8 protein-coding genes and 1 riboswitch are annotated in these 19,346 nt (G+C 66.1%); of the genes, 6 read left to right on the top strand and 2 right to left on the bottom strand.

Annotation, left to right across the window (positions count from 1 at the left end):
• The first annotated feature begins 48 nt into the window (after window positions 1-48).
• The 3 genes from ABC729_RS08595 to pbpC all read left to right on the top strand — a co-directional run bounded on the left by ABC729_RS08595 (window position 49) and on the right by pbpC (window position 8,129).
• A complete protein-coding gene (locus ABC729_RS08595; RefSeq protein ID WP_495607208.1) occupies window positions 49-1,053 on the top strand; it encodes a sensor domain-containing diguanylate cyclase in 1,005 nt (334 codons plus the stop codon).
• An 87-nt stretch (window positions 1,054-1,140) separates the two neighbouring features.
• Window positions 1,141-6,075 (top strand): alpha-2-macroglobulin family protein, encoded by a 4,935-nt coding sequence (locus tag ABC729_RS08590; RefSeq protein ID WP_495607207.1) that lies wholly within the window; start codon window positions 1,141-1,143, stop codon window positions 6,073-6,075.
• Window positions 6,072-8,129 carry a penicillin-binding protein 1C gene (gene pbpC, locus ABC729_RS08585; protein ID WP_495607206.1) on the top strand — a complete coding sequence of 686 codons (2,058 nt, stop codon included), beginning with the start codon at window positions 6,072-6,074 and terminating at the stop codon, window positions 8,127-8,129. Before ABC729_RS08590 ends, pbpC begins: the two co-directional genes overlap by 4 nt.
• Window positions 8,130-8,495: 366 nt before the next feature.
• Here the strand turns inward: pbpC and ABC729_RS08580 are convergent, their stop codons facing one another.
• Window positions 8,496-9,881: an L-serine ammonia-lyase gene (locus ABC729_RS08580; protein WP_495607205.1), complete on the bottom strand. Its 1,386-nt coding sequence runs from the start codon at window positions 9,879-9,881 to the stop codon at window positions 8,496-8,498.
• Window positions 9,882-9,968: 87 nt separating this feature from the next.
• Window positions 9,969-11,039: a phytanoyl-CoA dioxygenase family protein gene (locus ABC729_RS08575; protein WP_495607204.1), complete on the bottom strand. Its 1,071-nt coding sequence runs from the start codon at window positions 11,037-11,039 to the stop codon at window positions 9,969-9,971.
• A 113-nt stretch (window positions 11,040-11,152) separates the two neighbouring features.
• Window positions 11,153-11,240: riboswitch (glycine riboswitch) on the bottom strand.
• A gap of 180 nt (window positions 11,241-11,420) precedes the next feature.
• Between ABC729_RS08575 and ABC729_RS08570 the strand changes: the two genes are divergently transcribed.
• The 3 genes from ABC729_RS08570 (at window position 11,421) to ABC729_RS08560 (ending at window position 19,246) form a co-directional block, all read left to right on the top strand.
• Entirely contained in the window at window positions 11,421-13,112 is a 1,692-nt protein-coding gene (locus ABC729_RS08570) for a B12-binding domain-containing radical SAM protein (RefSeq protein ID WP_495607203.1), read from the top strand.
• 19 nt (window positions 13,113-13,131) lie between these two features.
• Entirely contained in the window at window positions 13,132-13,929 is a 798-nt protein-coding gene (locus ABC729_RS08565; protein ID WP_495607202.1) for an enoyl-CoA hydratase/isomerase family protein, read from the top strand.
• Between the two features lie 106 nt (window positions 13,930-14,035).
• Complete coding sequence (locus tag ABC729_RS08560; protein ID WP_495607201.1) at window positions 14,036-19,246, top strand: trifunctional serine/threonine-protein kinase/ATP-binding protein/sensor histidine kinase; 5,211 nt, start codon at window positions 14,036-14,038, stop codon at window positions 19,244-19,246.
• Window positions 19,247-19,346: the final 100 nt, after the last annotated feature.

Below are 19,346 nucleotides of genomic sequence, written 5' to 3'. Positions count from 1 at the left end.
TCGCTGAGAAAATGATGCGCATATCAGGGTGTGAAGCAGGCTTGGGGAATGCCCGTGCAGACGGACCTTCTCGGCAAAGTGTCAGAGACGCTGGGCGCCGCCCGGACGGTGGAGCAACTCACACGGCCCCTGCTTGAGTTGCTGGAACTGGTGACGGGGCTTGAAAGCACCTACCTGACCCATATCGATACCGGCGCCGGGTTGCAGACCATCGTCTTTTCCCGCAACAGCCGGACCATGCAGATACCGGAAGGTCTATCGGTTCCCTGGGGCGACACGCTGTGCAAGCGCGCACTGGAGGAAGGGCGGGCTTATACCGAGGATGTCGCCGCCTGCTGGGGTGATTCCGAGGCGGCCAAGGCCCTTGGCATCCAGACCTACGCCTCCACGCCCGTCTATCTGGGACGGGATCACCTTTACGGCACGCTCTGTGCCGCCAGCAGCGACCGGCAACCGCTGACGTCGCAGGGGCAGCAGGCCCTGTCGCTGTTTTCTACCCTGATCGGTCAGCAGTTGGAGCGTGAGCGTCTGCTGGAGGAGTTGCAAAGGGCCAATGCGGCGCTGGAGACCGAGTCCGCCACCGATGCCCTGACCGGTCTGCCGAACCGCCGCTGCGCGCTGACGGAACTGGACCGCCTGTTCGCCATCGGCCGGCGCACGGGACAACGGGTTCTGGTCGCCTTCATCGACCTGGACGGTTTCAAGAAGATCAACGATTCCCATGGCCACGACGCCGGTGATGTCTTCCTGGTGGAGGTCGGGCGGCGTTTGTCGAAGGGATTGCGGGCCGGTGACATGCTTGGCCGCTTGGGCGGGGACGAATTTGTCGTCATCGGCCTGACGTCTCCTGGCGATGGTGATACCGACGACGCGCCGCAGCGCCGGCTGGCCCCGTTGATTCAGGGTCGCTACGATCTGGGCACCGCAGTGGTCGACTATCCAGGTGCCAGTTTTGGTGTCGTGCATGCTGATCCGCATCGCTTGACCCCTGATGAGGCCCTGCGGCAGGCGGATGCGCGCATGTATGAGAACAAGCGCAACCGTCGTTCGTAAGACATACGTCCAGCCCTGACCGTTGTATTGCCATAAAGCTGTGGGCACTCTCTCAACCGGGACTGTACGGGGGAGGGAATGATGGCGGTGTCCAGGCGTATGGTGCTTGCGGCTGTCGGGCTGCTGGCCTTGGGCGGTGTTGCCTTCGCCGGGTGGCAGGCCATGCGGCCCGCCGACCGGGCGGCGGAAACCCTGACCCCGCCACCAGTGACCGCGACACAGCCGGTGACGGCCAGATCCCTGCCGCCCGCAACACCGGACGACCGTGCCTTCCGTTTTACCCGCGTCACGACGGAAGCAGGTGGTGCCGTTGCGGAGGCCTGTCTGGTCTTCAATAAGCCATTGGACGAGACCGGTAGCGTCAATTACGCCGATTATGTCGAGTTGCCCGCCGACACCCGCGCCGGCTTCCGGGTCGCGCGGGAAAAACTGTGCCTGTCAGGCCTGACCTTCGGCACCGAATATCAGGCCACCCTGCGCCCCGGTTTGCCGGCAGGGGCCGGTGGTGGCACGCTGGAGGCGGCGGCGACCGTCGCCCTGACCCTGACTGACCGGCAGCCGGCGGTGGCGCTGGGTCAGGGCTTCATCCTGCCACGTGAAATGGGCGACGGCCTGCCAATCACCACCGTCAATGTCGACCGGCTCGCCATCAAGCTCTACCGCATCGGTGACCGCATGCTGGCCCGCATGCGGCAGGATTTCGTGGATGAACGCAGCTTCTACCCCTACAGCGCCAGGGAGGTGGAGCAGGATGAGGGCCGTCTGGTCTGGCAGGGCGAGGTGGCCGTGACGGGCCCCCGCAATAGCGCCGTCACCACCCTTTTCCCGCTGGCCGATGCCATCGGCAAGACGGAACCCGGTGCCTATCTTCTGGTTGCCACCAACCCCGACGCACCGCGCCAGGATGGGGATGATAGCTACTATTATTCCGACGATTACCGGCCCCAGGCCGGGCAGTGGGTGGTGCAATCCGATCTGGGCCTGACCAGTTTCCGTGGGGCGGATGGGCTGACCCTGTCCGTGCGCTCCCTGTCCAGCGCCAAGCCCGTGAGCGGTGTCCGCCTGTCCCTGGTCGCCCGCAACAATGACGTGTTAGGGGAGGCGAAAAGCGACGGCAAGGGGCTTTTCCATTTCGACGCCGGGCTGCTGCGCGGCGAGGGCGGTCTAGCGCCCGTTATGATCATGGCCTATCGCGAGGATGGCGATTTCAACTTCCTGGACCTGCGCCGCCCCGGCTTCGACCTGTCCGACCGTGGCGTGGAGGGGCGGCCTCCCTCTGCGGCGGCGGATGCCTTCCTTTATACCGAACGCGGCATTTATCGTCCGGGAGAAACGGTGGAGCTGACTACCCTGCTGCGCGACGCGCAGGCCACGGCCCTGCCGGGCCGGCGCTTGACCATCAAGCTGAAACGCCCGGACGGTAAGGAGCATCAGCGGTTGGAAATGCCCGATGGCGGCGGGGCGGCGGGGCATATGTCCATCACCCTGCCGGCCAGCGCCAACCGGGGGCAGTGGGAGGCGGTGGCCCACGCCGACCCCGACGGGCCTGCTATCGGGTCCGTTCGTTTCCAGGTACAGGATTTCGTGCCGCAGCGCCTGGACGTCGCCATCGATAACAAACCGGCCCGGCTGGCACCCGGTGAGGCGCTGAGCCTAAATGTCAGTGCCCGCTTCCTCTATGGCGCACCCGGTGCCGCCCTGGGCGGTGAGGCGCGGCTGACGCTGGAGCCGGACCCGGCACCGTTCCCCCAGCACAAGGGCTATCAATGGGGAACCCCTGCAGACAGTTTCGATGTCGAGCCGGTGGACCTGACCGTGGCGGCGACAGATGCGGTGGGCAAGACGCAGGTGACAGGTATGATCCCGGCGCAGGTGCCGGGGACAAGGCCGCTGCGCGCCGACATCTATGTCGCCATCCGGGAACCGGGTGGGCGGGCCACCGCCGAACATGTCTATGTGCCCGTCCCTGTGACGCCGCTGTCCATCGGTATCCGCCCGCAATTCCAGGAGGCGGTGCCGGAAGGCGCCAAGGCGGGGTTTGAGGTCATTGCCGTCGATGCCGATGGCAACACGGTTGCCGCCAAGGGCCTGTCCTGGCGGTTGATCAAGGATACCTCCACCTGGCAATGGTTCCGCAGTGGTGGCACCTGGAAATACCAGCGGGTGCCGCGTGAGAAAGTGATCGCCAGCGGCACGCTGGACATTGCCGCCGACAAGCCATCGGTTCTGTCGCAGGCCGTGACGTGGGGCGGATACCGGCTGATCGTGGCCGACAGCGCCAGCGTGGCTGCCACCTCCGTTGCCTTTTCCAGCGGATGGTATGGTGAAACGGGGCCGGACCGTCCCGACCGCCTGAAACTGGCTGCCGACCTTGCTGGCTATGCCCCCGGCGACACGGCCCGTCTGCGCATCGACAGCGAGGTGGCGGGAGAGGCGCTGCTGGTCATCGCCAACGAGACCGTGCATGAGACACGCAGTATCGCCGTGCCCGCGGGTGGTGCCGATGTCAATGTGAAGGTCGGGGCGGATTGGGGGCCGGGTGCCTATGCCCTGGTTACCCTTTACCGTCCGCTCAACGCCGCGCTGGGCCATGCGCCGGTGCGGGCGGTGGGCGTTGCCTGGCTGGGCATGGATGCGGGCCGCCGGACGCTGGATATCGCCATCGCGGCCCCGGATAAGGTGCTGCCGCGCCAGACCATCACAGTTCCCATCGCGGTCAAGGGGGCGGGGGCCAAGGCGCATGTGACGCTTGCCGCAGTTGATCAGGGCATTCTGGGCCTGACCCGCTTTGCCACCCCCAAACCGCAGGATTATTTCCTGGCCAAGCGGCAACTGGGTGTGTCGATGCGTGATGATTATGGCCGCCTGATCCGGGCGCAGGCCCAGGGCGATGATCAGGGCGGTGACGGGTTCGGCGGGCGCGGCTTGGACGTGGTGCCGACCCGTACCGTCGCCCTGTTCTCCGGCATCGTGGCGCTGGACGCGGCGGGCAAGGCCAATATTCCCCTGACCATCCCGGATTTTCAGGGCGAACTGCGCCTGATGGCCGTCGCCTGGGACGCTGACAAACTGGGGTCAGCCGAAAAGCGCATGACGGTGCGGGACCCGGTGGTGGCAGAGGTGATCCTGCCCCGCTTCCTGTCCCCATCGGACCGGGGCCGCGCGACTGTCCTGATCCATAATGTGGAAGGGTCGGCAGGCGACTATCGCCTGTCCTTGGCTGCCAAGGGCGCTGTCACGGGCGGGCAGGCGGACAGTTCCATCACGCTTGCCACCGGCGAACGGCAGGTCTTCACCGCGCCCCTGGATGGCGCCGAAGCCGGGATCGGAACCGTCACCCTGTCGGTCTCGGGACCGGGCGGGTTCCAGGTGGAACGGTCCTGGCCGATTCAGGTGCGTCCGCCACAACTGCCCGTGACGCGGGAGATCGTGGCGACACTGGCACCGGGGGAGAATGCTGTCCTGCCCACCGATCTCCTGACCGGGCTGGTGCCGGGGACGGAGGCGGTGTCGCTGTCCGTCTCTCGCTGGCAGGGGATCGATGTGCCGGGCATGCTGCGCTGGCTGGACCGGTATCCGTTCGGATGTCTGGAACAGACGGTCAGCCGGGCCATGCCCCTGCTCTGGTTCAATGATCTGGCCCTGCTGGCGGGCACGAAGCAGGACAAGGCCATTGCCGACCGTGTGCAGGACAGTATCGACCGCGTCCTGTCCATGCAGGACCCGGAGGGAGGCTTCCGCACGTGGGGTCAGTATGGCGACGCCGCCGATCCCTGGCTGTCGGTCTTCGCCATGGACTTCCTGGAACTGGCCTCCGACCAGGGCTTTGTGATATCGGCGGACGCGCTGGTGCTCGGCCGGAACTGGCTGGGCGACGCCTCCAGCCGATCCTACCCGCCGGCGGTGCGGGCCTATGCTGCCTGGGTCCTGGCCCGCAAGGGCAAGGCCAATGTCGGCGACTTGCGCTATTTCCATGACAGCAACATGCCCGAACAGGCCCTGGCCGCCGCCCATCTGGGTGCGGCCCTGGACGCCGTGGGTGAGCGGGCACGGGCCGGCCAGTCGTTCGATGCTGCCCGCCAGAAGCTGGCCGATTGGGCCGCGAAGGAGGCGGAGGAGGATGCGGCGCGCGACATGGCGCGGCGGACGGGCAAGCGCCCCAAGCTGCCGGTCCGTACCGACACCTATGGCAGCCGCCTGCGCGACACCTATGCCATTGCCAGCCTGATGGCGGCGGGTGGGCGCGGCGTGGCGATCCCGGCCCTGCTGGACACCGCACAGGTCCTGGATACCCGCGCGGAGGAGACGAACACCCAGGAAAAGGTCTGGATCCTGCGGGCTGCTGCCGGACTGGCCCCTAAGGGGGCGAAGCTGGCTGTCAGCCTGGATGGAGCGCCCGTTGGTACCGGCGATCCGGTATCGGCGTCCATCCCGCTGGACCGGCTGCGCGCCGGTCTGACACTGGCCAACCAGGGCGATACGGGCCTTTACCGTACCCTGTCGATAGAGGGCGTACCGGTGGAGCCGGTGCCGGCGACGGAGGCCGGGATCGCCCTGCGCAAAAGCCTCTATACCGCTGACGGGCAGCCCGTCGACCCGGCGACTATCAAGCAGAATGACCGGATCATCGTGGTGGTGGAAGGAAATGCCGGCATGGCCGCCGTTTCCGGCGACTATGCCATCCTGGACCTGCTGCCCGCCGGGTTGGAGGTGGAGGGCGTGATCAAGCCGGAGCAGGCTGGCTATGGCTGGCTGGGCACGCTGTCTGGCACCAACATTGCCGAGGGGCGTGACGACCGGTTTGTGGCGGCCCTATCCCTGCCCGCCGACCGGGAAGGGGACAAGGGTGCCGCCGGTATTTCCGGCTTCAAGATTGACGCTCGCTGGGGCTTCCGCGTCGCCTACGCCGTCCGCGCTGTGACGCCGGGGTCCTTTGCCCTGCCGGCGGTGGTGGCGGAGCATATGTATGTGCCCAAGGTGAAGGCCCGGACGGCAATGGGCCGGATTGAGGTGGCGGAGTGATCAGCGGGCGCCGCCGGCGGGTGCTGGCAGCGGTCCTGCTGGCCCTGACCGGGCTGGCGGTGACCGCCGATCTTGCCCTGCCGCCCGATATGGGCCGGTGGGACGGGCGGTCGGCGGAGGTGCTGGACAGCGAGGGCCGGCTGCTGCGCGCCTTCCCAACGGCGGAGGGGGCGTGGCGGCTGGCGACCGACAGCGCCCGCATTGACCCGCTTTACCGGGCCATGCTGCTGGCCGTGGAGGATCGCCGCCATGGCTGGCATCCCGGCGTCGATCCGCTGGCCATCGTCCGCGCCATGGGGCAGGCGGTGCGGCACGGGCGGGTGATCTCTGGTGCTTCCACCCTGACCATGCAGGCGGCCCGCCTTTTGTCGCCGCAGCCGCGCACCCTGCCGGCTAAGGTAACGGAGGGGCTGCGGGCCTTGCAGCTGCGCCGCCGGTTGGGCGGGGACGGGGTCCTCTCGCTCTATATGAGCCTGGCCCCCTTTGGCGGGCCGCTGGAGGGGGTGCGGGCCGCTTCGCTGGCCTGGTTCGGGCGGGAGCCGGACCGGCTGACCCCGGCGCAGGCGGCCCTGCTGGTGGCCCTGCCGCAATCGCCGGAAAGGCTGCGGCCTGACCGGTATCCGGATGCGGCAAGGGCGGCGCGGGCCAAGGTGTTGGACCGGGCCGTGGCGGCGGGCCTGATCGCGGCGGATGTGGCGGCGGCGGCCAAGGCTGAACCGCTGCCCACCACCATGCTGCCCCTGCCCATGCTGGCCCCGCATCTGGCCGAACGGCTGGTCGCTGGGGCCCAGCCCGGCGAAGTCATCCGCACCGGCGTGCGGGCCGACCTGCAACGCGCGCTGGAGGCCGTGGGTCGGGCGGAGCAGGCGCGGATGGAGGCGGGGGGCGACCTGTCGGTCTTGGTCATCGCCAACCGGGATCGCCGCATCCTGGCCTATCTGGGCAGCGGGGACTGGCGGACGCGGCAGCTGGACCTGTCACGGGCCGTGCGGTCGCCGGGATCGGCGCTGAAGCCCTTCATCTATGCCTTGGCCTTTGACGATCTGTCCCTGCATCCCGGCACCCTGATCGACGATGCGCCGCAGCGGTTCGGGGACTGGTTGCCGCGCAATTTTGATGATGGCTTTCACGGGGTGGTGACGGCGCGCGACGCCCTGCAACGCTCCCTCAACATCCCCGCTGTCCGGGTGTTGGAACGGGTGGGGCCGGCGCGGTTGGCGGCCCTGTTGACCATTTCGGGAGCAGAATTATTGTTGCCGCCGGCAGCAGAGCCGGGGTTGCCGCTGGCGCTGGGCGGTGTCGGCATCCGGCTGGCCGACCTTGCCATGCTCTATTCCGCGTTGGGTGATGATGGCATCACCAGACCGTTACGATACCGGATTGATCTGCCGGAACCCCCCGCTAGTGGCCGGCTGGTCGGGACGGCGGCGGCGCGGGCGGTTCTGGCCGTGCTGCGCGACAGTCCCGTTCCCGATGGTCTGGCCGGGGGGCAGGGGATTGCCGGGCGGCGGCGGGTGGCGTTCAAGACCGGTACCTCCTTTGGCTTTCGCGATGCCTGGACCGTCGGTGTATCCAGCGATTACACCGTGGCCGTCTGGGTTGGCCGGGCCGATGGTGCGCCCCGGCCCGGTGCGGCGGGACGGCAGGCGGCGGCCCCCCTGCTGTTCCGGGGGTTCGACCTGCTGCCCCCCGACGGGCCGGCGCGGCCCCTGCCGGAACCCGATCATGCCCTGCTGCGGGCGACACCGCCGCCGGGTCTGGCCCGCCTGGATGGGGGTGGGCCGGTGGCGGCATCCCAGCGCGCTGAACGCCTGCGCATCCTATTCCCGCCCGATGGGGCGGAGGTGGAGGCGCTCGCCGATGGTGTCTCCCTGTCAGCAGCGGGCGGTCGCCCGCCTTACCGCTGGGTCGCGGATAATGTGCCGCTGCCCGATGACAGCCGGTTCTGGCGTCCCGCCGGCCCCGGCTTTTCCCGCCTGACCGTCATGGACAGCACCGGCCAGCGCGCCAGCGCCGCCATCCGGGTGCAGGTACCGGGACCGCCGGAAAATTAACCCTGTGCAACATTGTGGAACATGAAATCGATGAGTGTTTCAGAGCGCGGCGTTCCCGTTGCGAATGCCGTAAGCTGTGAATTCCTGCGATTGTCTGTCAGGTCGAGGCGTGAGCCTCGCCCTGACAGACAAGGATTGAAAGCCTTTCCTGTCAGGGCTCGCCTTGCGGCTCGACCTGACCTACGGGTGCTGAATCAGTTCAGGGCAGACATGGTTTGATCCGCGCTACGCAACCAAGTGAAACACAAAATCGATGGGTGTTTCAGAGGCGCATGGCACTCCAACTCCGAAAGCCATGCGTTCCGAATTCGTGCAGGTACAGTTTTAGCGTTGAGGCGAACAGCATAACAGGAACCACGCGGAAAGTCAGCATTCCGGGACGTTTACGGCAAGGCCGCCCAGCGAGGTTTCCTTGTAATGCTCGCTCATATCCGCCCCGGTACGGCGCATGGTTTCGATGACGCGGTCCAGTGAGACATGGTGGGAACCATCGCCCATCATGGCCAGACGGGCGGCGTCCACGGCCTTGATGGCACCCATGGCGTTGCGTTCGATGCAGGGGATCTGCACCAGACCGCCGATGGGGTCACAGGTCAGGCCCAGATTGTGCTCCATCCCGATCTCGGCGGCGTTTTCGATCTGCGCCGCCGTGCCGCCCAGGGCGGCGACCAGGGCGCCGGCGGCCATGGAACAGGCGACACCCACTTCGCCCTGGCATCCGACCTCGGCCGCCGAGATGCTGGCATTGCGTTTGTAGAGGCCACCGATGGCGGCAGCGGTCAGCAGGAAGCGGTGGCGGCCCTCCCGGCTGCCATTACAGAACCGGTCATAATAGCGCAGGACCGCGGGCACCACGCCCGCCGCACCGTTGGTGGGGGCCGTCACCACCTTGCCGCCGGCGGCATTTTCCTCATTCACGGCCAAGGCCCAGAGGTTGATCCAGTCCAGCACGGACAAAGGATCGGTCAGCATGCGTTCCTGACGGGCCACCAGATCGCGGTGCAGGCGCCCGGCCCGGCGTTTCACCTTCAACCCACCGGGCAGAAGGCCGTCCTGGCGCATGCCACGGTCGGTGCAGGCCTCCATCGCGGACCAGATGGCGTCCAGGCCGGCGCGTACTTCTGCTTCCGGCTTCGTCGCGCACTCGTTCGCCAAGATGATGTCGGGGATCGACAGCCCCGTCTCCGCCGCGATGGACAGCAGGCCATCGGCGGTTTCGTAATAATGCGGGGGCGGGGTGGGGCCGTCGCTGCCGCCATCGCCCTGGTTCTGCCGCGCCTCATCCTCGTCCAGGACGAAGCCGCCGCCGATGGAATAATAGGTGCGGGCGGCGACCAGGGTGCCGTCGGCATCAAAGGCACGCAGCAGCATGCCATTGGGGTGAAAGGGTAGGCGTTCTGACCCGCGCCATTCAATGTCGCGTTCAGGGTCGAACGCAATCTCCCGTGTCCCACCCAGTGGCAGGCGGTGGTTGTCCGTGACCGACCGGACCAGCGCCTCTGCCGCGTCGGGATCGACCGTGGCCGGCTGAAATCCTGCCAGACCGGTGATGGCAGCACTGTCGGTGGCATGGCCACGCCCCGTCAGTGCCAGCGAGGCATAGAGCGTGACGGTGACACGGTCGGTATGGGCCAGCCACCCCGTTTCCGCCAGCCGGGCGGTGAAGCGGAAGGCCGCCGTCATGGGGCCCATCGTGTGCGAGCTGCTGGGCCCAACGCCGATCTTGAACAGGTCGAAGACGCTGATGGTCATGATGGATCATTCCGGGAGAAGGGCGCAGGTATCCGCCCGGCCCGGCAAATGCCGGCCGGCGCGGGCGTACCCGAGCGCGAGATTGGATCAGGACTGTATGTTCAACCTTTCCATCGCCAGAGCCTGTAGCTCCGCCGACAGAGGGTACATATGCTTGTATTGCAGAATCTGCTTACATATCAGTGAGATACGGCGTTCCATCCCGGGGACGGTCATGGGCGGCAGCAGGGGGCGGTTGAAGGGGTCCACCTTCGTCAACTGAAACTCAAAGGCGATGCTGACCCGAGGCTCTGTCGCGCGCGGCGAACTGCGCGCACCCCAATGCAGTACGGCTTGATTCCAGCAGAAAATATCACCGGCCGTAGCAGGCAGCGCCCGAATATCCGGCAGGTTCGGAGCCCACTGCCGCTCATTTTCCGTGTTGTAGGTCTTATCCCGATCCGCAGGCAGCATATACATGCAGCCGTTGAGCGGATTGGCATTCGACAATGGCAGCCAGATTGTCAGGCTCTTGGGTGTGCCATCCGGAAACAGCGACTGGCGGCCCTTATCCCGGTGTGGCGACCATCCAGCCTCGCCCGCGCGCGGGTCCACATGCCAAGCCCAGAAATCCGGCAACATCATGTAATCATCGCCCAGGATCGCCTGAATGAGGTTATGCAGTCTGGCGAAAATGACCCAGAATTCGTCATAGGCATAGGCGAAGACCGGCGACAGCCCGGCACCTTTCAGGTTACCGACCGCATCGCGCATCGCGTCGAGGGGCAGCCCCCAGGGAATGGGTCCCGGAAGATGGATGTACCCCTCACGCAAAACCAGTTCGCGTGCCCGCTTCGCCAGATCAGCATCGATGTTGAACGGCGTGAACGTGCTCAGGAACTGACCATCCGCCACGTGCAGGCGTGGATTCATCCCGAGCCAGAAATCCGGAGTCACGAGACTCTTTGCGGTCAAGGGGCTGTCCAACACGGCAACGCTCATCGTGTCAATCTTTCCTGATGGGGCCAGATCATATCCGGCACGGCGCCGGCGCGCCGAGAGCATAGTGCGGCACCCCTGCGTTTGGAAAGTGGTCGGTAAAGCCCACGCATGGGTTGTCGCGTTTGGCAGGTGGCAGGCATGGCTTTCCTTTCCCACCGCATGGGTGGTTGGTTGCATGCCCCATCCGTATCTGGGCCTGAGAGTTTCGCCATCGGTGCGGCATGCACCGGCGGCTTTCTCCTTCGGCGGGGCGGGCGGCGGTGCCATCCCGTCCACTCTTCGGATGTCATCGGCCCCATGCGGTTCGGGTGCCTGAGAGATTCCGGGGCGGTTGCTCCTTCGGCGGCGGCTTTATCCGCGCTCTCCCGCATGGGTGTGGGGATGATCTGGCCTGACTGGCCCGTCCGGGTCAAGTGCTTCCGGCGGGGCATGGTTTGCTGACCCGATGCCCCTTTCCGCATGTCGGGAGAAGGGCATATGACCAAGGTGGCTTGACGAAGCGACCGGTCACGGTTGTACTGGCTTCCACAATGGAAAACAGGGTTAACGGGGGCATTCATGGAAGGGATCAGCAAACTGGCTGCTGAGGAACGGGCCGCTGCCTTCTGGGGGCCTGATCCGATGCCGCCGGTCAGCCCGAAAACGCTGGATATCCTGTTCCTGCATCCCAAGACCCTGATCGACAGCTGGCCCATTCCCGTCGATACGTTGGGCGAGATGGTGAAGATGCCCAGTGCGGTCTATCCCATCCTGGTTTCCTCCATCGCGGACCTGTCCATCGATTATGAGATTTTCGATGGCTATGTGGCGCGTGAGACCTTTGCCGCCTATAAGCACCGGCTGGCAAAACCTGACATCATCTGCATCAGCGTAATGACATCCCTGAAGGCCATGGACACGGAAATGACCATCCGTCTGGCCCGCGAACTGAACCCCAAGGTCAAGATCATCCTGGGTGGCAACCATGCCAGCGCCTGGCCCGAACGCTGGCTGGCGCTGGGTGCCGATTATATTGTGGTGAAGGAGGGGGAGATCCCCTTCCGCCGCCTGATCCAGCATCTGACGGGCTGGCAGGTGGATCTGTCCGACGTGCCGAACCTGTGGTGGAAGGGTGCCGATGGCGCGGCGCAGAAATCCAATGCGCAGCTCCCCCTGATCGACATTAACAAGGCGCCGGTCCCGGACTGGAGCCGGTTTGACTTCGCCCCCTATGGCATGGGCATGAGTCAGGGCTTTGCGGCTGCGGTCGAAATCTCCCGCGGCTGTCCGCAGCGCTGCGACTTCTGCAATATCAACAAGTTCTGGGACTACAAGCAGCGCTACAAATCGGTGGAGCGGGTGCTGGAGGAACTGACGGCCTTGCATGCCAAGGGGGTGCGGGAATTCATCTTCACTGATGATAATTTCGGCGGCGACCACCGGCATACGATCAAGCTGCTGGAAGGTATGGTGGAGCGGGGGCTGGACATGCGCTGGGGCAGCTTCCTGCGCGGCGATACGGTTACCAAGACGCCGGGGTTCGAGGTGCTGGCCGCCAAGGCGGGCCTGCGCTTCTGCATGATGGGCATCGAAAGCCTGGACCCGGCCTGGCTGAAATCCCACCGCAAGGGGGTGCGGGCGTCCGACGTGGTGGGCATGTATTCGGATGTCTATAAGCGGCTGAACAGCCAGGGTATCTATGTCGTCGGCCTGTTCATCTCTCCGCCGCAGGGGGAGCGGAGTGACTTCTCCGGCACCGGTGCTTGCGGTGTCGTCTGCGATTACCATTACTCGGCCAACCTGATCGCGCAGAAGGGCAGCCTGCTTTATGACGAGTATCTGGCGCGCAACGCCGTGGGCAAGGACATGTTCTATCACGACTGGAACCTGTCCAGCATCGTGCTGAATGACGGTCGGGTGCAGAAGAACCAGAAATCGCTGTGGGATGAGGTGAAGGAGGCCTTCACCGGCTATGGCATGCGCTCCGCCCTGTTCGGGTCGCGCTTTGCCCGGCGGTTCCGCTGGCGTCCCATTTTCGTGGTGGGCGAGCGCATGCTGTGTACGACGCCGGGCGACCTGAAACGCTGGCGCCTGGCGCGGGATAAGAGCCTGGGCCTGCAGGAGCGCCAGGATCGGATTCTGGAGACGGCGTTGGGGGATGAGAAAATCAGGCGGCTGGCCAAGCGGCGCTTCTGGATCAGCCCGCTGTCCCTGCGTACCGGCCTGTGGCGGGGCAAAGCAAAGCGGGCTACGCTGACGCCGTCCATCTGACCGACGGGAGACAGCCCCCATGACCTTCGAAAAGCTGCGGTTTGAGCGTGAGGGGCGGGTGGCGCTGGTTACACTGAACCGGCCGGAGGCGCAGAACGCCATCGACCGGGCGCTGAATGCCGAACTGCATGCGGTGTGGGAGGCGTTTGCCCGTGATGACGGGCTGGATGTCGCGGTATTGACCGGGTCCGGCCCCGCCTTCTGCGCCGGGGCCGATCTGGCCGATTATATCCCGCAGTTCCTGGATGGCGACATGCTGACGGTGCGCGCCAATGTGCCCACGGGTCTGGGCGGCATCACGCGCGGGCAGCACCGGCTGGCCAAGCCGGTGATCGGAGCGGTCAATGGCTGGGCGCTGGCCGGCGGTTTCGAACTGGCATTGGCCTGCGATATCCGCATCGCGGCGGAGGGAGCGAAGTTCGGATCCTATGAAATCCATCGCGGATTTCACCATGGCGACGGTGGCATCGTGCGCATGGTGCAAAGCATCGGCGTGGCGCGGACCATGGATATTGTCCTGACAGGCCGCGACGTGACGGCGGCGGAGGCGCTGTCCATCGGGCTGGTCAGCCGGGTGGTGGCACCGGAGATGCTGCTGCCCACGGCCATGGAACTGGCGGGGCGTATATCAGGCAAAAGTCAGGTCGCCATCAGGTCGGCAAAGGAAACCATCCTGGAAGTCGCCGGCCGCACCCTGGATGATGCGCTTCGACTGGAAGCCCTTTACGGCTATTCCAGCGGGGATGTCGGCGAAGTGAAGCGACAGCTGCAGCGGTTTTTCGCGAAGTCTGGGGCTTCCCAAGACTTGAAGAACTGAAATCTTTGATAGGGGGTTGGCCATCCTGTCTTGCAACCTCTGACATGCCATGTTCTGATACATCCAAGGATATGAAAGACCAGAATAAGGTCGGGGTGGAACGGGCATGGCGCCGTCGGAATCGCCGCTGAAACTGTCGGACGAGATACAGCGCGATACGCGCACCATCCTGTTTCGCGGCACCTATGGTGCCGACAGCCAGCCTGTGCGGGTGCGGGTGCCGGCCCTGCGTCAGGCCCGCGATATTGCCGCCATCCACCGTGAACATGACATGCTGGCCCGGTTCGGGTCAGCCCGCATTGATGCCGTGCTGGCCCTGACGGAGTCTGCGCATGGGCCGACATTGGTGCTGTCCGACCGGTCGGAGACTTGCCTTGGCGACCTGATCCCCGTGGGTGGCATGCCGCTGGATCGCTTCCTGCCGCTGGCCCATGACATGGCGGTTGCGGTGGAGGAGGTGCATGCCGGCGACATGGTCCACCGTGATATCCGGCCCGCCAGCTTCTGGGTGGCCGATGCCGACGGGTCGGTGCGGCTTGGCAATTTCTGCCGCGCGTCGCTGGTCCCGAACGAGGCGGCGCTGGGCCTGGGGGCCGGGCGGCTGGATGGCGATCTGCGCTATCTGTCGCCTGAACAGACGGGGCGCATGAACCGCGTCGTCGATTACCGCAGCGACCTTTATTCGCTGGGCCTTTGTTATTACGAGATGCTGACGGGGCAACTGCCCTTCAATGCCGGCGATGCCGTCGGCTGGGTCCATTGCCATATCGCGCGGGAACCACGGCCCATCCGCGACCTGCGCCCCGATCTGCCGGGACCGCTGGCTGATCTGGTCATGCGCCTGCTGGCCAAGGCGGCGGAGCAGCGGTATCAGCAGGCCGCTACCCTGAAATCGGACTTGGCCACGGCCATGCTGGAATGGCGGGCCACGGGCCGGATCATCCGGTTCCAGCCGTCGCGCGGCGACCGTCCGCGTCAGCTGGTGCTGCCGCAGCGCCTGTTCGGACGCGATCAGGAGGTGGGGCAACTGATCGGTGCGTTTGAGCGGACCTGCGAGGGGGATGTCGAGCTGCTGGCTGTGGCGGGCGGGTCGGGCATCGGCAAATCAGTGCTGGTGCGCGAGGTGCAGCGTCCCCTGACCGCGCGGCGCGGCTATTATGCCGAGGGCAAGTTCGATCAGCTGCGCCGCGACGTGCCGTTCCTGGCCTTGATTCAGCCTTTGCGCGATCTGGTCAAACAGGTGCTGACCGAACCGCCGGAGGTGCTGGCCCATTGGGCAGCGCGGCTGTCCCGCGCGCTGGGCCGCAATGCCGGGGTGCTGGCACAGGCGTTGCCGGAACTGGAACTGGTGCTGGGGCCGCAGGCGGTGCCGCAGCCGTTGCCGCCCATCCAGGCGCAGAACCGGTTTCAGCAGACGGTGTCGGCCTTTCTTCTGGAATTTGCCGGGGCCGAACATCCGCTGGTCCTGTTCCTGGATGATCTGCAATGGGCGGATGTGGCGTCGCTGAAGCTGCTGGAAAGCCTGCTGATTGATCCGGAGGCCCACCACCTGCTGGTGATCGGGGCGTTCCGGGACCAGGAGGTGGATGGCGGCCATCCGCTGACCCGCATGCTGGGTCTGGTGGAACGCAGCATCAATGTCACCACCATCGTGCCGCAGCCGCTGGCCCCTGACCATGTCCGCGCCTGGTTGGTGGAGGCGTTGGGCGGTGATGATGCGGAGGTGGCGCAGCTTGCCACCCTGCTGACGGCCAAGAGCGGGGGGAACCCGTTCTTCCTGGGTCAGTTGTTGACGGCCCTGGCTGCCGCCCACGTCATCCGGTTTGACGCACAGGCCGGGTGCTGGCGCGGGGATGTGGCGGCGGTGGAACGGGCCAGCCTGCCCGATGATGTGGCCGATCTGCTGGCCGCCCGGCTGGGCCTGCTGCCGGATCAGACGCAGGATGTGCTGCGACTGGCGGCCTGTATCGGCAACCGGTTTGAGCTGGGCCTGCTGGCCACCATTTGCCGTTTATCGACGGAACTGTGCCTGAGCCGTCTGGAACCGGCGCTGCGCGATGGCTATTGCGTGCTGGTGGAGGATGAGGGGGGGGCGGCCAGCGTCTACCGCTTCACCCATGACCGGCTGCACAAGGCCGCCTATTTGCTGACGCCGGAGGCGGAGCGGGCGCGGGTGCATCTGGAGCTTGGGCGGCGCTTGCGCGACGATGCCGCGCTGGCCGTCCGCCTGCCGTTCGAGGTGGTGCGCCATCTTAACCTGGGCAGCGGCCTGATCACCCAGGGCGAGGAGAGACGGGGTCTGGCGCAGCTGAACCATGCCGCCGCCATCAAGGCGCGGGGATCGGCGGCGTTCGACATCGCTCATGGCCTGTTTCGCATGGCCATGGCGCTGCTGCCCGACGGTGATGGCGAGGCGCGGTGGCGGCTGTGGATGGACGCGGCCGAAGGCGCCTATCTGGCTCAGGATTTCCAGGCGTTCGAGGCGCTGCGGGCCGAGCTGTCGGCCATGGCGCCTGACAATGCGCGCCGGGCGGAGCTGTGTGAGTTGGTGGTGCTGGCCAATGAGGCGCGCAACAATTTCGGCGATGCGCTGGATGCCGCCCTGGAGGGGCTGCGGCTGCTGGACCTGCCCTTGTCGGCGGACAATGCCAAGCGCGATACGCTGCGCCTGATTGCTGCCCTGTTCTGGCGGATGGGCAGGCGCGGTGCGGCGGAACTGGCAGCGCTGCCGGCCATGGACGATCCGCGCATGCTGCAGGTGATGCGGCTGCTGGCATCCGCCATCCGCACCGCCTATTCGCTGGCCTCTCCCCTGCTGCCGATCCTGTCGCTGAAGGGGGTGTTGCTGTCTTTGCAGCATGGGATGACGCCGTATGCCACCAATTGCTTCACGGGCAGCGGGGTCATCTTCATCGGGGCCTTGAACGATATCGCCCGTGGCAGCCGCCTGGGCGAGGTGGCGATGCGGCTGGGCGAACGGTTCGGCACGGTGGTGCATGTGCCCAACCATGTGGTGGTGGTGCAGCATTGGACCGCGCATGTGCGCGAGATGGCGACCCTGGCCGGCGAAGTGTCCAAGGAACTGCTGGCCAATGGCTTCTATGACCGGGCCGGTCTGTGCGCCATGGCGGAGATGACCTGCCATACGGTCTGCCGCACCGATCTGGATATGGAGCTGAAATCCACCCAGGCGGCCATGGCCTTCGCGATGCGCCGCGACCTGCGCCTGATCGCGGAGACGGCGCGCAATCCGCTGCTGCTGATTGAGCGGCTGCGGCGGCCGGAACTGGGTGGGCTGAACGAGATATTGCCCTATGAGGGGCTGGCCGACAGCCGGACCGGCGAAATCGCCTTCAAGATCAGGCAGATATACACGCTTCTGGTGTTTGATCGGGCTGATCTGGCCCGGACCCTGGCGGCAGAGGTGCGGCCACAGCTGCGGTCGGTGCTGGCGTCGGCCTGGGTGGCGCCGTTCAATTGGTATGAGGCGCTGGCCCTGCTGGACGGGTTGGCGACGGGTGCCAACTGGCTGGACAAGCGGGCGGCGCGTCGGCAGGTGCGGGCCGACCTGAAGCTGCTACGCCGCTGGGCCCGGCACGCGCCGGCCAACAATGCCCACCGTGTGCGCCTGCTGGAGGCGGAACTGGCCGCTTTGACGCCGGCCAGGGACGGGCTGTCGGCCTTTGCGGATGCTGTCGATATGGCCCTGGCGGAGGGGTTCGTGGGCGATGCGGCGCTGGCCGCCGAACGCCATGGCCGCGCCCTGCTGCGCCTGGCCCGCGACCGTCAGGCCGCCGCCCAGATGCGGGAGGCGTGGCTGCTGTACCGCCGCTATGGCGCCCTGGGCAAGGCGGCGCAGCTGGCGGGTGAGTTTCCCGATGCGCTGGAAGGGCTTTCCGGCGATGGTGGAGCGGACGAGGCCGGGACACATCAGGCGCTCGACGTGTCCACCGTCACGAAGACCGGGCAGGCCATCGCTGGTGAGATCGTTCTGCACCGTCTGACGGGTCGGGTGCTGGACCTGGCCATGGAGAATGCGGGCGCGCGCTATGCCGCCCTGACCCTGACCGAGGATCAGGGGCGCACCCTGGTGGCCGAACGCAGCCTGGGCGAGGGGGAGCGGGCGGACGACACCGGCCCCGTCGGGGTGCGGCTGCCGGAGCCGCTGCTGCTCTATGTGGAACGCACGCTGGAAACCGTGCTGATTGAGGATGCGCGAGTGCAGACGCGGTTCCCCAGCCACCGCCGCTGGGACCGGTCCAGTGCGGTTTCGGTGCTGGGCGTGCCGGTCGTGCATCAGGGCCGTTGCATCGGCGTTCTTTACCTGGAGAACGACCTGACGGCGGGGGCGTTCACGGCGGATCGGGTGGAGCTTCTGCGCGTGCTGGCGGCACAGGCGGCCATCGCCATCGCCAATGCCCGCCTGTTCGATGAACTGGACCGCGCCCGTACCGCGCTGCAGGAGTATAATTCCCGTCTGGAACAAGTGGTGTCGGATCGCACCGCCGATCTGGCCCGGCGGTCGGCGGCCCTGGAACAGTCGCTGACCGAATTGCGGGCCACACAGGCGCAACTGGTCCAGAAGGAGAAACTGGCGTCGCTGGGCGGGCTGGTGGCCGGCGTGGCGCATGAGATCAATACGCCGCTGGGCGTGGCGCTGACCGGTGCCAGTTTCATGGAGGAACGGGTTCAGGAACTGGCAGCCCAGATCGTCGAAAAACGGCTGACCCGAACGGGCCTGGACGGGTTCATCGACGATGTGGGGGAGACGGCCCGCACGGTTGTCAACAATCTGCGGCGGTCAGCCGATCTTGTGCAGAGCTTCAAGCAGGTCGCCGTCGGCCAGTCGGACGAACAGCATGAGGATCTGGATGTGGCGCAGTATCTGCGGGAGATATTGCCCAGCATCGAACTGCTGCTGCGTAACAGCCCGATCCGATTGGAAACCAGACTGGAGGAGGGGCTGCTGCGGCATGTCGTGCCGGGTGCGATCACCCGCACGGTCACGCATCTTGTGCAGAATGCCGTGATGCATGCGTTTGACGGGGTGGCGGACCCGATCATCCATCTGGAACTGCGCCTTGAGGGGGCGGATATCATCCTCCGGGTGTCTGACAATGGCGTGGGCATGGAAGAAGCCGTCCGGGTCCAGGCCTTCAACCCGTTCTTCACGACGCGCCGTGGTTCCGGCGCTGCCGGCCTGGGGCTGCATATCGTGCATAATCTGGTCTCCGGCACCCTGGGCGGCACTGTGGAATTGATCACCGCGCCGGGGCAGGGAACAATGGTGACCGTGCGGCTGCCCCCTGCGGCCTGATCCCGGCGTGGGTGCCCCTGCGGCGGGGCAAATTTTTCCGTTCAGTCAGTTCCAAAAGTTGGCCCGACCCTTGCATTAAGGGTTTCCGTTGGAATTCTGA

It is taken from the genome of Niveispirillum sp. CC-CTL257, from assembly GCF_059489915.1.
The sequence above is the reverse complement of the archived record's forward strand: the minus strand, read 5'-3'. Positions and strand labels throughout refer to the sequence as shown.